This is a genomic window from Saccharomonospora cyanea NA-134 (genome assembly GCF_000244975.1).
GTDB classification, from domain to species: domain Bacteria; phylum Actinomycetota; class Actinomycetes; order Mycobacteriales; family Pseudonocardiaceae; genus Saccharomonospora; species Saccharomonospora cyanea.
Genome location: NZ_CM001440.1, coordinates 2,100,323 through 2,115,451, shown reverse-complemented (window position 1 = coordinate 2,115,451; position 15,129 = coordinate 2,100,323). Strand labels below are relative to the sequence as shown.

At 72.3% G+C, this 15,129-nt stretch carries 16 protein-coding genes and 1 tRNA gene; 9 read left to right on the top strand and 8 right to left on the bottom strand.

The features are described from left to right. Window position 1 precedes the first annotated feature (1 nt). Both SACCYDRAFT_RS10170 and trxA read right to left on the bottom strand, forming a co-directional pair. Window positions 2–271: a PASTA domain-containing protein gene (locus SACCYDRAFT_RS10170; RefSeq protein WP_005455898.1), complete on the bottom strand. Its 270-nt coding sequence runs from the start codon at window positions 269–271 to the stop codon at window positions 2–4. A gap of 60 nt (window positions 272–331) precedes the next feature. Further along, complete coding sequence (gene trxA, locus SACCYDRAFT_RS10165) at window positions 332–691, bottom strand: thioredoxin (protein WP_005455897.1); 360 nt, start codon at window positions 689–691, stop codon at window positions 332–334. A 259-nt stretch (window positions 692–950) separates the two neighbouring features. On the opposite strand from trxA, the gene SACCYDRAFT_RS10160 reads away from it, so the two are divergent. Both SACCYDRAFT_RS10160 and SACCYDRAFT_RS10155 read left to right on the top strand, forming a co-directional pair. Next, window positions 951–2,222: an ATP-grasp domain-containing protein gene (locus tag SACCYDRAFT_RS10160; protein ID WP_005455896.1), complete on the top strand. Its 1,272-nt coding sequence runs from the start codon at window positions 951–953 to the stop codon at window positions 2,220–2,222. Window positions 2,223–2,237: 15 nt separating this feature from the next. Then, complete coding sequence (locus SACCYDRAFT_RS10155; RefSeq protein WP_005455895.1) at window positions 2,238–4,280, top strand: CocE/NonD family hydrolase; 2,043 nt, start codon at window positions 2,238–2,240, stop codon at window positions 4,278–4,280. Here SACCYDRAFT_RS10155 and selB read toward each other — a convergent pair. From selB to SACCYDRAFT_RS10140, 3 genes are all read right to left on the bottom strand, one after another. Continuing rightward, window positions 4,271–6,022: a selenocysteine-specific translation elongation factor gene (gene selB / locus SACCYDRAFT_RS10150; RefSeq protein ID WP_005455894.1), complete on the bottom strand. Its 1,752-nt coding sequence runs from the start codon at window positions 6,020–6,022 to the stop codon at window positions 4,271–4,273. The genes SACCYDRAFT_RS10155 and selB overlap by 10 nt on opposite strands. Further along, entirely contained in the window at window positions 6,010–7,365 is a 1,356-nt protein-coding gene (gene selA / locus SACCYDRAFT_RS10145; protein WP_005455893.1) for an L-seryl-tRNA(Sec) selenium transferase, read from the bottom strand. The genes selB and selA overlap by 13 nt, the downstream gene beginning before the upstream one ends. Before the next feature lie 2 nt (window positions 7,366–7,367). After that, window positions 7,368–7,459, bottom strand: a tRNA-Sec gene (locus SACCYDRAFT_RS10140). A gap of 65 nt (window positions 7,460–7,524) precedes the next feature. Here SACCYDRAFT_RS10140 and selD point away from each other — a divergent pair. Both selD and SACCYDRAFT_RS10130 read left to right on the top strand, forming a co-directional pair. Beyond that, entirely contained in the window at window positions 7,525–8,526 is a 1,002-nt protein-coding gene (selD, locus tag SACCYDRAFT_RS10135; protein WP_005455888.1) for a selenide, water dikinase SelD, read from the top strand. 145 nt (window positions 8,527–8,671) lie between these two features. Then, window positions 8,672–9,211 (top strand): YbhB/YbcL family Raf kinase inhibitor-like protein, encoded by a 540-nt coding sequence (locus tag SACCYDRAFT_RS10130; protein ID WP_005455887.1) that lies wholly within the window; start codon window positions 8,672–8,674, stop codon window positions 9,209–9,211. Between the two features lie 37 nt (window positions 9,212–9,248). On the opposite strand, the gene SACCYDRAFT_RS10125 is transcribed toward SACCYDRAFT_RS10130, so the two are convergent. Both SACCYDRAFT_RS10125 and SACCYDRAFT_RS10120 read right to left on the bottom strand, forming a co-directional pair. Then, on the bottom strand, window positions 9,249–10,643 hold the full coding sequence (locus SACCYDRAFT_RS10125; RefSeq protein WP_005455886.1) for an aldehyde dehydrogenase family protein: 1,395 nt from the start codon (window positions 10,641–10,643) through the stop codon (window positions 9,249–9,251). Between the two features lie 58 nt (window positions 10,644–10,701). After that, window positions 10,702–10,893: a DUF2795 domain-containing protein gene (locus SACCYDRAFT_RS10120; RefSeq protein ID WP_005455884.1), complete on the bottom strand. Its 192-nt coding sequence runs from the start codon at window positions 10,891–10,893 to the stop codon at window positions 10,702–10,704. A gap of 54 nt (window positions 10,894–10,947) precedes the next feature. Here SACCYDRAFT_RS10120 and SACCYDRAFT_RS10115 point away from each other — a divergent pair, with 54 nt between their 5' ends. Genes SACCYDRAFT_RS10115 through SACCYDRAFT_RS10095 form a run of 5 tightly spaced genes read left to right on the top strand, consistent with a single transcriptional unit; the run spans window position 10,948 to window position 13,383 of the window. Next, complete coding sequence (locus SACCYDRAFT_RS10115) at window positions 10,948–11,550, top strand: nucleotidyltransferase (protein WP_005455883.1); 603 nt, start codon at window positions 10,948–10,950, stop codon at window positions 11,548–11,550. After that, window positions 11,528–11,803 carry a BON domain-containing protein gene (locus SACCYDRAFT_RS10110; RefSeq protein ID WP_005455882.1) on the top strand — a complete coding sequence of 92 codons (276 nt, stop codon included), beginning with the start codon at window positions 11,528–11,530 and terminating at the stop codon, window positions 11,801–11,803. The genes SACCYDRAFT_RS10115 and SACCYDRAFT_RS10110 overlap by 23 nt, the downstream gene beginning before the upstream one ends. Next, window positions 11,800–12,546, top strand: coding sequence for a metallophosphoesterase family protein (locus SACCYDRAFT_RS10105; RefSeq protein ID WP_005455881.1), 747 nt, complete (start codon window positions 11,800–11,802; stop codon window positions 12,544–12,546). The genes SACCYDRAFT_RS10110 and SACCYDRAFT_RS10105 overlap by 4 nt, the downstream gene beginning before the upstream one ends. Beyond that, complete coding sequence (locus tag SACCYDRAFT_RS10100) at window positions 12,543–13,040, top strand: hypothetical protein (RefSeq protein WP_005455880.1); 498 nt, start codon at window positions 12,543–12,545, stop codon at window positions 13,038–13,040. Before SACCYDRAFT_RS10105 ends, SACCYDRAFT_RS10100 begins: the two co-directional genes overlap by 4 nt. Then, entirely contained in the window at window positions 13,033–13,383 is a 351-nt protein-coding gene (locus SACCYDRAFT_RS10095; RefSeq protein ID WP_005455879.1) for a hypothetical protein, read from the top strand. The genes SACCYDRAFT_RS10100 and SACCYDRAFT_RS10095 overlap by 8 nt, the downstream gene beginning before the upstream one ends. 9 nt (window positions 13,384–13,392) lie before the next feature. Here SACCYDRAFT_RS10095 and SACCYDRAFT_RS10090 read toward each other — a convergent pair whose 3' ends face one another. Then, a complete protein-coding gene (locus SACCYDRAFT_RS10090; protein ID WP_005455878.1) occupies window positions 13,393–15,099 on the bottom strand; it encodes a serine/threonine-protein kinase in 1,707 nt (568 codons plus the stop codon). Window positions 15,100–15,129 lie beyond the last annotated feature (30 nt).

Genomic DNA, 15,129 nt, shown 5'->3' with positions numbered 1-15,129 from the left:
CTCACTCGGGCGAGGCGGATTCCAGCGGCCCCGTGCTCGCGGCTCCGACGGGTGCCTCCTTGCCGGGGTGGACCCAGAGCACCACCTCGGCTCCCTCCACCGCTCCGGCTGCTCCGATGGGGCGTTGCGCGGTCACGATGCCGGACATCGGCAGCTCACCGCCGTCCGGCGGCACCGGGTTCAGGCCGGCCCGTCGCACGATGTCACACGCGTCGTCGGCCCCGAGACCGACGACGTCAGGCACCTCGGTGACCGGACGAGGTCCACGCATACCGCCAGTGTAGGGCTCACGACCGCCGAAAGCAGTCCGCGATCGTGAGCCCTCGTGTCTTCAGCCCGCGCGCTCGATCTCGGCGCGCACCTCGTCCATGTCGACCTGCTGCACCTTGTTGATCAGGTCTTCGAACGCCGGAGCGGGCAGCGCGCCCGGCTCGGCGTAGAGCACCACACCGTCGCGGACCGCGAGCAGTGTCGGGATGGAGGAGATACCGAACGCCTGCGCGAGTTCCACCTGAGCCTCGGTGTCCACCTTGCCGAAGGTGATGTCCGGGTACTGCTCCGAGGCCTGCTCGAACACCGGGGCGAACGCCCGGCAGGGCCCGCACCAGGCAGCCCAGAAGTCCACGAACACCGTTCCCCGCGCACCGACGATCTCGTTGAAGTTCTCGCTCGTCAGTTCGACTGTCGCCACTTGTACTCTCCTGTCGTCGTGGACGTCACTCCGGTCAACAGCTGAGCCGGGCCCACAATTCCACGCCCGTCCGGCGTGTCCGCAGGTTAGGTACGGGTGTTCGCACTTCCGTCTACGTGAAGTGCGAACACCCGATCACAGGCTGCGGACACGACGGCGGCGATTCCGTCGGTGAGCGCCGGGCGGCCGTCACCGGTTTCGCCGCCCGCGTGGCGGGTCACCCTTTGCGGGACGTGTCGCTGCCCGCAGGAGGTGGCCGGTGGCCGAGAACGTCTTCGTGCTCGGGCTCGACGAGCGCAACGCCGAGCTGCTGCACCGGCTGCCCGGCGCGCGAAACTACCGGTTTCACGCGCTGCTCGGCGTCGACGAGGTGCGCATCGGCTACAGCGACTTCCGGAGCTGCCTGACGCGGGCGTGCGAGCGGCTCGACTCCTTCGACGGCTCCATCGACGCCGTCACCGGCTACTGGGACTTCCCGGTGACGTCACTGGTGCCGGTGCTGTGCGAACGCTACGGGCTGCCCAGCACCAGCCTGGAATCGATCGTGAGGTGCGAGCACAAGTACTGGAGCAGGCTCGAACAGTCGCAGGTGACCGACGCCTGCCCCCGGTTCGGCCTGGTGGACCTGCACTCCGACCCGCCGCGCCTGCCGGAGGGCCTGGAGTACCCGGTGTGGCTCAAGCCGGTGAAGTCGTCGTCGTCCAAGCTCGCCTACCAGGTCGGTGACGACCGTGGGCTCGCCGAGGCCGTGGAGGGGATCCGGGAAGGGATCGGCAGTATCGGCGGCCCGTTCGACGCGGTGCTGGAGCGCGTGTCGCTGCCTCCGGAGGTCGCCGAAGCCGGCGCCAGTGCGTGCCTCGCCGAGGAAGCCGTCAGTGGCGCGCAGATCACCGTGGAGGGCTACCGCCACCACCACGAGCCGCACGTGTACGGCGTGGTCGACTCGGTGTGCTACCCCGGCACGCCGAGTTTCCTGCGCTACCAGTACCCGTCCACGCTGCCGGAGGAGGCGGTGCGGCGGGTGTCGGACATCGCGAAGGCCGTCGTGGTGCGGATGGGGCTGCGGTCCACCACCTTCGACATCGAGTTCTTCGTCGACACGACCGCGGGCCGCGTGTGGGTGCTGGAGGTCAACCCTCGGTTGTCGCAGTCGCACGCGCGCCTGTTCGAGGCGGTCGACGGGGTGTCGAACCTGCACTGCATGGTGAGTCTCGCCCTCGGCGAGGACCCGAGGATGCCGCGGCGGGAGGGCTCCGCCGCCGTGGCCGCGAAATGGTTCCTGCGGAGATTCGCCGACGGGATCGTGCGCCGCGTGCCGAGCCCCGAGGAGGTCGCCGCGGTCGAACGCGACCTCGGTGTTTTCGTGGACCTCACGACGGAGAAGGGCTCGCGGCTGTCGGAACAGTACGCGCGCGACAGCTACAGCTACGAACTGGCCGACATCCACGTCGCAGCGAGCAGCGAGCAGGAGTTGAACGACAGGTACGAACGCTGCGTGTCCGCGTTGCGCTTCGAGATCGACGACGTCTGACCGGGAGGTTCTGCCGTGCGCACAGTCACCTCGCTGCCGCACGCGGTCCGTAGGGACGACCACGTGTGGATCCCGCTGGCAGACGGAACCCGCCTGTCGGCGAGGGTGTGGCGACCGGTGTCCTCCGACACCGACCCGGTGCCCGCGATCTGCGAGTTCATCCCGTACCGCCTGAACGACCTGACGGCCCAACGCGACTCGATCCATCACCCGTATCTCGCCGGGCACGGCTACGCGGGCGTGCGGGTGGACCTGCGGGGCAGCGGCAACAGCGACGGTGTCCTCGCCGACGAGTACCTGGAACAGGAGCTGGCCGACGGCGAGGAGGTGCTGGCGTGGCTGGCCGCCCAACCGTGGTGCGACGGCAGCACGGCGATGATGGGCATCTCGTGGGGTGGCTTCAACGCGCTGCAGATCGCGGCGCGCCGCCCGCCGAGTCTGAAGGCCATCGCGACGCTGTCGTCCACCGACGATCGTTACGCCGACGACGTGCACTACATGGGTGGCTGTCTGTTGTCGGACAACCTGTCGTGGGCGTCGACGATGTTCGCCTACAACTCGTGCCCGCCGGACCCGGCCGTGGTGGGGCGCCGCTGGCGTGAGATGTGGCGGGAGCGGTTGGAGCACTGTGAGCCGTGGCTGGTGGAGTGGCTGCGCCACCAACGCCGCGACGACTACTGGCGACACGGGTCGGTGTGCGAGGACTACTCCGCCGTGGGGTGCCCGGTGCTGGCCGTGAGCGGGTGGGCCGACGGGTACTCGAACTCCGTCTTCCGGCTGCTGCGTCACCTGAGCGTGCCCCGGAAGGGTCTGATCGGACCGTGGTCGCACAAGTACCCGCATCTCGGCAAACCGGGCCCGGCCATCGGGTTCCTCCAGGAGCTGGTGCGCTGGTGGGACCACTGGCTCAAGGGCGTGGACAACGGCGTGATGGACGAGCCGATGCTGCGCATCTGGATGCAGGAGAGCGCCAAACCCGCCACCGCGTACGAGCAGCGGCCCGGCCGGTGGATCGGCGAGCCGTCGTGGCCGTCTCCGCGCATCGAGCCCACCGAGTTCACGCTCCTGCACAACCGGCTCGTCAAGGGACCCACCCCGGACGACGCTGGGGACGGCACCAGCGCCGACGAGCCGCTCACCATCGAGTCGCCGCTGTCGGTGGGGCAGTTCGCGGGCAAGTGGTGTTCGTACAACGCCCCGCCCGACCTGCCCTACGACCAGCGGGAGGAGGACGGCGGGTCGCTGGTGTTCGACACGGACGTGCTCACCGAGCGGCACGAGATCCTCGGCTCGCCGGTGGTGAACCTGGAGCTGAGCTGCGACCGGCCGAACGCGATGGTGACGGTGCGGCTGTCGGACGTCGCCCCGGAGGGCAGGGCCACGCGCGTGAGCTACGGCCTGCTCAACCTCACCCACCGCGACGGCCACGCCCGCCCGGCACCGCTCGAACCGCACCGGCGCTACCGGGTGAGCGTGCCACTGAACGGGGTGGCGCAGGCGTTCCCGGCAGGCCACCGGGTACGCATCGCCGTGTCGACGTCCTACTGGCCGCTGGCCTGGCCGCCGCCCGAGCCGGTGCGACTCACGGTGTTCCCGGGCCGGAGCTCGGTGACGTTTCCGGTACGGCCCGCCCGAGACGGCGAGGTGAGCCCCGAACCGTTCGACGACCCCGAGGGCACGCCGCCTACGCCCACCCGGCGGCTCCAACCCGGTGACGGGCGCTGGACCGTGTCACGAGACCTCGTGAACTACAGCTCGGCCCTGGACGTGGTGAAGGACCTCGGTGTGCTGCATTTCGACGACATCGACCTCGACGTGCGCAGGCGAGCCGACGAGCACTACGAGTGGGTCGCCGACGACTTCGACTCGACGCGCGGCAGTGTGGACTGGACCATGCGGTTCACGCGCGGGGAGTGGGACGCCGCCGCGGTCACGCACACCACGCTCACGTGCACGCCCACCGAGTTCGTCGTGCACGCCAGGCTGGACGCCTACGAGGGCGGACAGCGGGTGTTCTCCCGGAACTGGCACACCTCGGTGCCGCGCGATCACGTGTGAGGGCGGCGCAGCGTGCGCGTGCCGTCGGACGCGCGCCGGGTACGGCCCTCGGCGTCGAGGCGTTCGAGCAGTGGCACGGCGACCCTGCGAGTGGTACCGAGAGCGCGTCGTGCCTGACTGACGGTGAACGGCTCGGGCAGCCCGGTCAGCACCCGGACGGCCTCGTCGAGCGCGCCGGGTGCCAGCACCACCCCGTCGGCGATCCGCAGCAACCTGCCCGCTCGTTCGGCGGCGGCGAGGTGCTTCGGACCGAGCCCGACCTCGGCGAGGTCGCCTGCCTCGGGCGCGGCGAACGGCTCGCGGGCGAGTCGCCGTTCGACGGCCCGCACGGCCCGCTCCACGGATTCGGGCAGGCGCGGCGTTCGCGTGGGATCGGCCACGACACCGTCACGGACGGTGAGTCCGGTGTCGGCGAGGGCGGCGTCGAGCAACTCCTCGGGAACGTCCAGCGTGTGGCGCAGCGACTCGACGGGCAGTCCGGCCGACAACGGATGACGCTCACGCCAGTCGGACACCAGCTCGGCCACACGCGTGGCGAGCCGCCGAGGCAACTCGTCGGCGACCGCCCAGCGTCCCACCCGGGCCCCCGGAACGGTCCACCCGAGTGCGTGCAGCTCGGTGATGGCGACCGCACCGTGCCTGCGCACGTACGCGTCGGCGGGATCGTCGCCGGCCAGCTCGGCGGCCCGGGCCCGGGCCGCTCCCCTGCGCCGCAACGCGGGCGGGCGGGGATCCAGGACGTCGAACCCGGCGGGAACGCTGTGCTCGCCCGGGTCGCGTAGCAGCCCGCGATCACCGGCTCGCAGCGGCAGTTCCCGGGCAAGGGTCAGCCGCGCCAGATCGGTCCCGAGTGGACGGACGCGACAGGGAACGGCGGCGGCACCGACGTGGGCGACCAGGTCCCGGTGCAGGTTCTCCGTCTTCTCTCCTCGCAACCGGACGTCGAGCTCGCGCGTGTGCCGCCACGCGCCGGGTGCGAGCAGCGCATCACCCCGGCCGACGTCGCGGTGGTCGAGACCTCGCAGGTTCACCGCGACGCGGGCGACCGCCTCCACGGTGTCGTGGTCGCGGCCGAGCGACTGCAGTCCCCGCACCGGGTAACGGCGGCCGCTTCGACCGAGTTCGAGGTCGTCGCCCACCGACAGCGTCCCCGCGCCCAGGGTGCCGGTGACGACCGTGCCCGCGCCCCGGACGCTGAACGACCGGTCGACCCACAACCGCACATCGGCGTCCCGGTCGGGGTGTGGAAGCCGGTCCCCCAGCGCGGCGAGTTCCGCCCGCAGCGCGGCGAGTCCTGCACCCGTGCGCCCGCTGACCGCGACGGCGGGGACGCGGCCGAGGCTCGTGGGGGTGATGCGGTCGAGCGCGGAGGCGAGGACGGGCGCCGGGTCGGCCCGGTCGGCCTTGGTGACTGCGAGCACGCCGTGTCGCACGCCGAACGCGTCGAGCGCGGCGAGGTGCTCGCTCGACTGGTTCTGCCAGCCCTCGTCGGCGGCCACCACGAACAGCACGGCCGCGACCGGTCCGACCCCGGCGAGCATGGTGGGCACGAACCGCTGGTGCCCCGGCACGTCGACGAACGCGAACGACCGGCCGGAGATGTCCGTCCACACGAACCCGAGATCGATCGTCAGGCCGCGACGACGCTCCTCGTCGAGCCGGTCGGGCTCCATCCCGGTCAGCGCCCGCACCAGCGTGGACTTGCCGTGGTCGACGTGCCCGGCCGTGGCTACGACGTGCATCGCGTCACGGCCTCCACCAGGCGTTCGTCGGCGTCGGTCGCGATGGCACACAGGTCGAGCAGGCACCGGCCGCGTTCGAGTCGCCCCACCACGGCGGGTTCGGACATACGCAGCGTCCGCGCGTAGTCGGCGGGCAGGCTCACCGCGGCACTGGGCAGCTCCACGCCGGGCGCGCCGCCACCGCCGACGGCGGCCGTGGTGGACACGGCGACGGCGTCCACGCCCCGGCGGACGAGCATGGCGGCGAGGCGTTCGGCGCGGGCCCGGAGCGTCTCCGGTGCGGTGTCGAGGAAACGCCGCACGGGCGGCACGGGGCCTCGTACGGTGGCCTCCAGCGCCGCGAGCGTCAGCTTGTCCACCCGCAACGCGCGCGCGGCCGGGTGTCGCCGCAGTCGCCGCACGAGCTCGTGGTCGCCGAACAGCAGGCCCGCCTGCGGGCCACCGAGCAGTTTGTCGGCGCTGGCGGTGACCACGGCGGCGCCGTCGGCCAGCGCGCTCGCGGCGTCGGGTTCGTCGGGGAGCCGGGGGTGCGCCCGCAGCAGCCCGGACCCGATGTCGGCCACCACCGGCACGCCGAGCTCCGCCAGCCGGGCCACCGGCACCTGGGAGGTGAAGCCGCTGACCCGGAAGTTCGACGGGTGCACCTTGAGCACGAAGCCGGTGTCCGGCCCGATCGCGTCGGCGTAGTCGGACAGGTGGGTCCGGTTGGTGGTGCCGACCTCCCGCAGGCGGGCTCCGGTCGAGGTGACGAGGTCAGGGATGCGGAAGGAGTCGCCGATCTCGACCAGCTCCCCGCGGCTGATCACGATCTCCCTGCCGGGCGCGAGCACGAGCGCGCACAGCAGCAGTGCGGCGGCGTTGTTGTTGACGACGTGCACGCCGTCGACGCCTCCCGCCTCCGGCAGGGCCTCCGCCAGCGCGGCGAGCGCGCCTCGCCCCCGCCGGGCCCGGCCGCCCTCGCCGAGGTCGAACTCGACGTCCGTGCTCCCCGCCGCGGCCCGCACAGCCCGCACCGCGGCCTGCGACAGCGGGGCGCGTCCCAGATTGGTGTGGACGAGCACGCCGGTGGCGTTGAGCACCTCCCGCATCGACGAGGCCGTGGCGGGCAATGACGCCACGGCCTCGTCGGCGACCGCCTCCGGATCGATCTCGCCCGCCCGCGCACGGCCCTGGGCCGCCGTGATCGCCCGCCGGACGAGGCCGCGGCCGAGATCCTCCACGGCCTTGGCCAAGCGGGGTTCGGCGAGCAGGTCGTCGGTGCGCGGGATGCGCCTGCGGGCGTCAGCGGTATCAGTGGCGCCGGGGACGCTGGACACATCCGCCTCCTCCCGCGCACCGATCATCGCGGAGGCGAACGGGAATCGAACCCGCCAACGACGGTGTCCGCCGTTCAACGGTTTTGAAGACCGTGCCGGTCACCAGGCCGGAAGCGCCTCCCTGGGACATACCGACATCGTGCCAGCAAGATTCACATCGTGCAGCGCGAGGCCGTTGGGGGCAGCATGAGGAGCATGGCCCACCGACTGACCCAGTACGCCCACGGGGGCGGCTGCGCCTGCAAGATCCCGCCCGGCGAGCTGGAGGACATCGTGCGGGGTCTCGCCGGTACCGTGCCCGACTCCCCCGCCGGGGAACTGCTCGTCGGCCTCGACGGTGGTGACGACGCCGCGGCCGTACGCCTCGACGGCGACCGCGCCGTGATCGCGACCACGGACTTCTTCACTCCCGTCGTGGACGATCCGTACGACTGGGGGCGCATCGCCGCGACCAACGCGCTGTCCGACGTCTACGCGATGGGCGGCACGCCGCTGGTGGCGCTGAACCTGCTGTGCTGGCCGAGGGAGACCCTGCCGTTCGAGCTGGCGACCGAGGTGTTGCGCGGCGGCGGGGATGTCTGCGCCAAGGCGGGCTGCCACCTCGCGGGCGGTCACAGCGTCGACGATCCGGAACCGAAGTACGGGTTGGCGGTCACCGGCCTGGCCTCGGCGGAGGCGTTGCTGCGCAACGACGGCGGGCGACCCGGCCTGCCCCTGTCGCTGACGAAGCCGCTCGGCGTGGGCGTGCTGAACACCCGGCACAAGGCGACCGGGGAGTCGTTCCCCGAGGCCGTCGAGGTGATGACCACCCTCAACGCCGACGCCGCGAAGGCGGCCGTGGCGGCGGGACACCGGTGCGCCACCGACGTCACCGGGTTCGGGCTGCTGGGACACCTGTACAAGCTGGCGAGGGCGAGCGGTGTGACCGCGGTGGTGGACTCGGCCGCGGTGCCGGTGCTGGACGCCGCGCGCGCCGCCGTGCGGGAGGGTTACGTGTCGGGCGGGACGCGGCGCAACCTCGACTGGGTGCGCCCGCACACCGACCTGACGTCCGTGTCCGAGGAGACGGCGTTGCTGCTGGCGGATGCCCAGACCTCGGGCGGGCTGCTGGTGGCGGGGGAACTGCCGGGCGCGCCCGTGATCGGTGAGCTGGTGCCGAGGGGTGAGCACGTCGTCGTGGTGCGCTGACGCGGGTCGCGTCGTTATCCACTGACGCGGGTCGCGTCGTCCTTCACTGACGCGGGTCGCGTCGTGGGGTGCTGACGCGGTTTGTCCGCCGCGGACAGGGGAACGCGGTGAGCGGGACGACCCCACCGCGAAGGGAGGAGGACCCATGGCCGAGGCGGACCGCACAGCAGGCCCCAAGGGCAGCAGGGGAACCAGCCGCGGCGATCCCTCGATCGACGAACCACCACGCGCGCTGTCGGACGGGTTGGAACTGCGCTCTCCGGCGTTCAACGACGGCACGCTGATTCCCGACCGGTACTCCCGCCAGGGCGGCAACGAAGCGCCTCCACTGCAGTGGACGCACGTGCCCGACGGCACGGAGGAGCTGGCTCTGCTGTGCGAGGACCCGGACGCTCCCGGCGGGGTGTTCACACACTGGGTGGTCACGGCGATCCCGCCCGACGTGACGAGCATCGAGGACGCGGCGCCGAGCAACGCCGCGCTGGGCCGCAACAGCTTCGGGGAGCTGGGGTGGGGAGGCCCGCAGCCGCCGGTGGGCGATACCGCGCACCGTTACTTCTTCCGCCTCTACGCCGTGGACCGCCCGCTCGGTCTCGGCGAGGGCGCCACGGCCGAGGACGTGCACGCCGCGGTGGAGGACCACACCCTCGCCACCGGCACGCTCGTCGGCCTGTTCGCCCGCTGACCCCGCCGGAGGTCCGGCGGGGTCAGCGGGCGAGTTCTCACGGCGCGGGTTCGACGTGCACGACCTTGGTGGCCGTGAACTCGTCGAGCAGCTCCGGTCCGTAGCCGTAGCCGTGCCCGCTCGCACGACGGGGGTGCGCGGCCCCACCGGGCGCGCCACCGAACACGGCGTTGACCTTCACCGTGCCCACCGGCAGCGCACGCCACGCCCGCTGCGCGTGTTCCATGGAGCGGGTCAGCACCGTGGCCGCGAGGCCGTAGGCGTCGTCGCGGGCACGGGCGAGTCCCTCGGCGAAGTCGTCCACCACGCACACCGGCGCCACCGGGCCGAACGTCTCCTCCCTCATGACCCGCATTCCCGGATCGCAGTCGGTGAGCACCGTGGCGGGATAGCGGGAACCGGGCCCGTCGGGCACCACGCCCCCCGCCCGCAGCCGGGCGCCCGCCGCCACGGCCTCGGACACGTGCGCGTGCACGGCGTCCCGGTGACGGGTGTCCACGAGCGGCAGCACACCGGTGCGGTCGGCGGCGGCCGTGAGCGCTTCGACGAAGGGCTCGGCGATCTCCCGGTGCACGAAGACGCGCTCCACTGCCACGCAGATCTGCCCGCTGTTGGCGAACGCGCCCAGCGCGGCCTGCTCGGCCGCCCACACCGGGTCGACGTCGGCATCGACGAGCAGCGGGTCGTTGCCGCCGTTCTCGAGCAGCACCTTCGCGCCCGTCCTGGCCGCGGCTGCCGCCAGCGACCGCCCCGTGGCGGTGCTGCCGACGTGGGCGATCACGTCGACGTCCGTGTGCCCCGCCAGCCACGAACCCACGGTGCCGTCACCCGCGAGGTGCCGCACCACGCCCTCGGGGAAGTGCGGCCGGAGCACCTCGCCGAACAGCAACCCGGTGTGCGGGCAGCGTTCGCTCGGTTTGGCCACCACCGTGTTGCCCGTGACCAGCGCCGCTCCCACCAGCCCGCAGGCCACGGCGACGGGGTCGTTCCACGGTGTCAACGTCACCACCACGCCGCGCGGCTCGGGCACCATCAGATCGGTCGCCGACGGTTGTCCCAGGAGCGCGCGCCCGCGGTGCAGCGGGCCGAGTTCGGCGTACTGGCGCAGGGTGGACACTCCCGCGAGCACGCCCTCGCGCGCCTCGGCCGCGGGACGTCCGGTCTCCGCCTCGTTGAGCTCGGCCAGGTCGTCGGCGCGGTCGGCGAGCGCGTCGGCGGCGGCTCGCAGCGCCGCCGCACGCGACTCGGCGGGAGTCCCGGCCCAGCCCGCGAAGGCGGACCTGGCCTTGGCGACGGCGGCGGCCACCTCCTCGGGCGTGGCCATGGCGATCCGGCCGACGAGGTGGCCGTCGACCGGGTTGTCGATGCGGATGGCGTGGGCGTCGGCGGATTCGGCCGACGACAGGTCGTGTTCGACTGCGAGATCGGTCATCGGGAGTGCATCACCTCACGGGGTCGGCGACGGCAGCGGCGTCGGCGCGGGCGGTCGGTCAGCTCTTCGAGAACTCCGCGCTCACGGCGTTGGGACCGTCGTAGGTACGGTCGGGGATGTTCTCCAGATGGCGCAGCACGTCGTCGTCAGCGCCCTTCTCACGGGCGTGCCGGACGAGGTCCTCCTTGCCACACGGGTAGTCCACGCCGGACAGATACTTCTGCATCTGTATGGGGTTGGGCTGGGACATGGTCTCACCTCCGCGCGGGGCATACCCACGGTGAGTCGCGGGTAACCGGGCACGGTGGACGCCGAACCCGAGGAGTTGCTCCGGACCGCGATGCGCGTGTCGAACACGCTGCGTGCCCATGGCATCCGGTTCGCGCTGGCCGGAGGGTGCGCAGTGTATGCGCACGGTGGGCCCGCCTCGGACCACGACGTGGACGTCTTCGTGACCGAGGAGGACGCCCCGGTCGCGCGGAAGGTGCTGGTCGCGGCGGGTATGCGGGCGGTCGACCCTCCCGAGAACTGGTTGATCAAGGTCTACGACGGCGACCGTCTCGTGGACCTGATCTTCCGCCCGAACGGCAGGCCGGTGACACCGGAGCTGCTCGACCGTGCGGAGGAACTGCGGCTGGGGGCCACCACCGCGCCGGTGGTGCCGGTGACCGAGCTCATGGTCGACAAGCTGCTGGTGCTGGAAGGCCACCGCTGCGACTTCACCCCCTTGCTGCCCATCGCCCGCGCCGTCCGCGAACAGGTGGACTGGTCCGCCGTGGCCAGGCGGACTGGCGCGTCGCCGTACGCGCGGGCGTTCCTGGTCCTGCTGTCCGAGCTCGGCATCACCGACGGGCGCGAACTCGCCCACGCGAAAGGAGCACCTCATGTCCGGCCACGATCCCGGTGAAGGCCACCGGCATCCCGAGTACCTGGCGGCGCGGTTGAGGCGGGCGCTCGCCGAGGACGAGCGCACCGCCGAGCTCGGTATCCAGGTGGACGTCCGGGGTGACCACGTCTATCTCACCGGCACGGTGTCGTCCCAGACGTGCAAGGAGAGCCTGGACGCCGTCCTGGTCGAGCAGGAGCCGGAGCTCCGCCTGCACAACGACGTCCGCGTGGTGGAGGCGACGGCACCGGACGACGCCGAGGTGTTGCGATGATCAGGATCGCGGCGGTCGGGGACGTGCACCTCGGCGAGAACGCCCAGGGCAGGCTGCGTCCCGCACTCGAGAACCTCCGGGAACGCGCTGACGTGCTGTTGCTCGCCGGCGACCTCACCCGGCACGGCACCCCTGCGGAGGCACGCATCGTCGCCCGCGAGTTCGCCGACCTCGGGCTGCCGGTGCTCGCGGTGCTCGGCAACCACGACTACCACGCCGACGCCGTCGACGAGGTCACGGCCATCCTCGACGGTGAGGCCGGGATCCGGGTCCTGGAAGGCGACGGGGTGGTGCTGCCCGTCGACGGCACCAGGCTCGGTGTCGCGGGTGTGAAGGGCTTCGCAGGCGGGTTCGAGGGCCGGTGCGCCAGTGCGTTCGGCGAGCCGGAGATGAAGGTCTTCGTCGAGCACACGGTGGACATCGCGGACTCCCTCCGGTCGGCGCTGAAGGAACTCGACGCCGACGTGCGTGTGGCCCTGATGCACTACTCCCCCGTGCCCGACACCCTGCACGGCGAACCGCTGGAGATCTACCCGTTCCTCGGGGCGTACCAGCTGGGCGAAGTGGTCGACGAGGTCGGTGCGGCGCTGGCGGTCCACGGCCACGCCCACTCCGGCTGCGAACACGGGGTCACCCCCGCGGGCGTCCGCGTGCGCAACGTCGCTCAGCCGGTGATCCGCTCGGCGTACGCGCTGTACTGCCTGGAGGACCACGCGCCGCCCGCTGCGGGAGAGCACGCGTGACCACGGGCGTGGTGTGGGACGGCGCCGCCGACCTGCCGACGGTGCTCGTGTTCGATCCGGCCCCGCCCTCGGGACCGGCCGAGCTGCCCCCGGCCTGGCGCGCTCTGACCGACCGCAGGCAGGTCGTGTGGTGCCGGTTCGCGGTGGACCGTGCGCTGGCCGAGGCCGACCGGCTGCTCGGTGATCCGGACGCGTTCGGCAGGCCGATCGACGCCGTGGTCCACGGCGACCCGTCCGACGTGCTCGACGTGCTGCGCAGACACGCGGGTCCTCTGCGCGCGGTGGTCGTGGTGGACGCCGAACCCGGTGCGGTGTGGGAGGTGCCCGGCGTTCGCGTCGTCACCGTCGGGCGGTCGCACACCCCACCGCGCGCGATCACGGGCGACGCCGTGTCCGCGGACGTGACCGGGGCCCTGGACGCGCTCGACGCCGACGACCTCGGAGAAGCCGTAGGACCCGAACGTCAGCAGGAAAGGACGGACACCGATGAGTGACCGACGTGACGAACTACCGCTGCCCGACTACGACCACCTGCCCGTGCCCGCGCTGCGGGACCGGATTCGCTCGCTGACGACCGAGCAGCTCGAACGGCTGCTGGCCTACGAGCAGGAGCACGCCGACCGGATGCCCGTGGTGACGGCGATGCGGGCGAGGCTCGACCAACTGGCCCAGGGAGCGACCCCGACGGAGGGGCGGCACGACGTGCGGCCCGAGCAGCACGGCGACACCCGGCACGGCTCGGTGGTCGGCGACGACACCTCGGGCCCCCCGGTGAACCCGCCGCCACACGGTGAGCCCTCCCAGCCCGCCAAACCGAAGGGCGACCGGCAGGTCTGACCGGCTCGGTCAGCCTTCCTCGTCCTCGTCGGGCTCGTCCTCGTCGGGCTCACCGAGGTCGGTGATGTTGAGAACCGTGTCGGTGTCGATGAGGGCCCGCCCGTCCTGCACCACCATGCCCAGCTGGTGCGTCTCACGGGTGACGGAGTCCTCGGTGACGAACTCGATCTCCACCTCGACGATGTGCCCGCTCACCGCCGTGGGACCGCCGACGATGCTCACGGCCTCGATCTCCGACCAGAAGTCCCGGTAGCTCTCCTCACCCTGGGCCTGCAGGCCCGGACCCAGCGACTGCCAGCCCTGCTCCACGTTGTCGGGCATGAGCGTGTAGTAGTCGGCGACGGCCTTCTCCAGCTCGGCGGGGCTCAGGGGCTGCGAGGTGGGCGGCGAGCTGGACTCCTGCGAAGCGGCCGTGGTGGGGTTCTGCGAGCCGGCGGGCGACGTGGTCGCCGGGGATGTCGGGGCGCTCACGCTGATCGAACTGTCCCCGCCCGAGGCGTTGGCCCCCGTGGAGTCGTCCGGACCGTCCGAGCCGCTCACGAGCAGCTCGGCCACCAGGATGCCCACGGCCGCCGCCGCGAGAACGGCGATGGCCGTCGTCGCGATCCGCGCACCGGACCATCCCTGCTGTCCGGCGTCGGATCCGCTGGCCGGAGTCGGGGTGGGGCGGACGACGGGATGTCCTCCCGTCGGCGGGCGGTCCTGACGCTGCTGCGGTGCGGCGGGCGGCGCGGGCATCGGCATCGACGTCGGCGTGCGGGGGCCGGGCTGCTGCTGCGGCTGCGGCGGGGGTGTGGCCGGGATCGCCGCGACTGCCGCCGGATGGAGGTCCACGCGCGTCGAACCGCGCACGGGCCCCGGAGGCAGCGTGGGAGCGTCGAATCCGTCGGGGCGGCCTTCGGCCACCGCACGCAACGCCGCCTCCGCCTGTGCCATCGTCGGGCGCGTCTGCGGTTCGGGGTGCAGCATCGCGCGCAACGCGCCGTCCAACGTCCCCGCCTGGCGCGGGGGGATGATGTTGCCCGCGGCCACCACATGCAGCATCGCGATCTCGTTGCCCGGGTTCTCGAACGGCGGCCTGCCCTCCACTGCCGCGTACAGGGTGGCGCCCAGGGAGAAGACGTCGGCGGCGGGGCCGGGCTCCGCGCCCCGGGCCGTCTCGGGCGACAGGAACGCGGGTGTGCCCGCCAGCAGGCCCGTGCTGGTTACGGTGATGTCGCCCGCCGCCCGGGAGATCCCGAAGTCGGTGATCTTCGCGATGCCGTCGTCGGCGATCAGGATGTTGCCGGGTTTGACGTCACGGTGGATGACGCCCGCCTCGTGGGCGTTGACGAGCGCCGCCGCGACCTGCGCGCCGATGCCCGCCACCTCGGGCGGCGGGAGCACGCCGCGCTCGTCGAGCAGGTCGGACAGGCTCCGCGACGGGAGGTACTCCATCACGAGTACCGGGTGGCCTTCGTGGTCGGCGACGTTGTAGACCGAGATGGCGTTGGGATGTTGGAGCCGGGCGGCGATACGGCCTTCGCGGAACGCCCGCTGTCGCGCCTTCTCCGTCTCGGTGGCGTTCAGGCCCGGAGGCAACAACAACTGCTTCACGGCCACCGGCCGGTCGAGCCGTACGTCGACCGCGCGCCAGACGACCCCCATCGCACCGCTGCCGATCTGGTGTTCCAGCCGGTAACGCCCGGCGATCAGTGTTTCGTCGCCCTCACTCACCTGTGGCCCCTCCTATCACCCCGACAGACT

What these genes read in the sequence shown, in the direction of transcription:
- selA (WP_005455893.1), bottom strand. Translation starts at nt 7,365, where the DNA reads ATGATCGGTGCGCGGGAGGAGGCGGATGTGTCCAGCGTCCCCGGCGCC.
- selB (WP_005455894.1), bottom strand. Translation starts at nt 6,022, where the DNA reads ATGCACGTCGTAGCCACGGCCGGGCACGTCGACCACGGCAAGTCCACG.
- SACCYDRAFT_RS10125 (WP_005455886.1), bottom strand. Translation starts at nt 10,643, where the DNA reads ATGACCGATCTCGCAGTCGAACACGACCTGTCGTCGGCCGAATCCGCC.
- SACCYDRAFT_RS10130 (WP_005455887.1), top strand. Translation starts at nt 8,672, where the DNA reads ATGGCCGAGGCGGACCGCACAGCAGGCCCCAAGGGCAGCAGGGGAACC.
- selD (WP_005455888.1), top strand. Translation starts at nt 7,525, where the DNA reads ATGAGGAGCATGGCCCACCGACTGACCCAGTACGCCCACGGGGGCGGC.
- SACCYDRAFT_RS10105 (WP_005455881.1), top strand. Translation starts at nt 11,800, where the DNA reads ATGATCAGGATCGCGGCGGTCGGGGACGTGCACCTCGGCGAGAACGCC.
- SACCYDRAFT_RS10095 (WP_005455879.1), top strand. Translation starts at nt 13,033, where the DNA reads ATGAGTGACCGACGTGACGAACTACCGCTGCCCGACTACGACCACCTG.
- SACCYDRAFT_RS10110 (WP_005455882.1), top strand. Translation starts at nt 11,528, where the DNA reads ATGTCCGGCCACGATCCCGGTGAAGGCCACCGGCATCCCGAGTACCTG.
- SACCYDRAFT_RS10120 (WP_005455884.1), bottom strand. Translation starts at nt 10,893, where the DNA reads ATGTCCCAGCCCAACCCCATACAGATGCAGAAGTATCTGTCCGGCGTG.
- SACCYDRAFT_RS10170 (WP_005455898.1), bottom strand. Translation starts at nt 271, where the DNA reads ATGCGTGGACCTCGTCCGGTCACCGAGGTGCCTGACGTCGTCGGTCTC.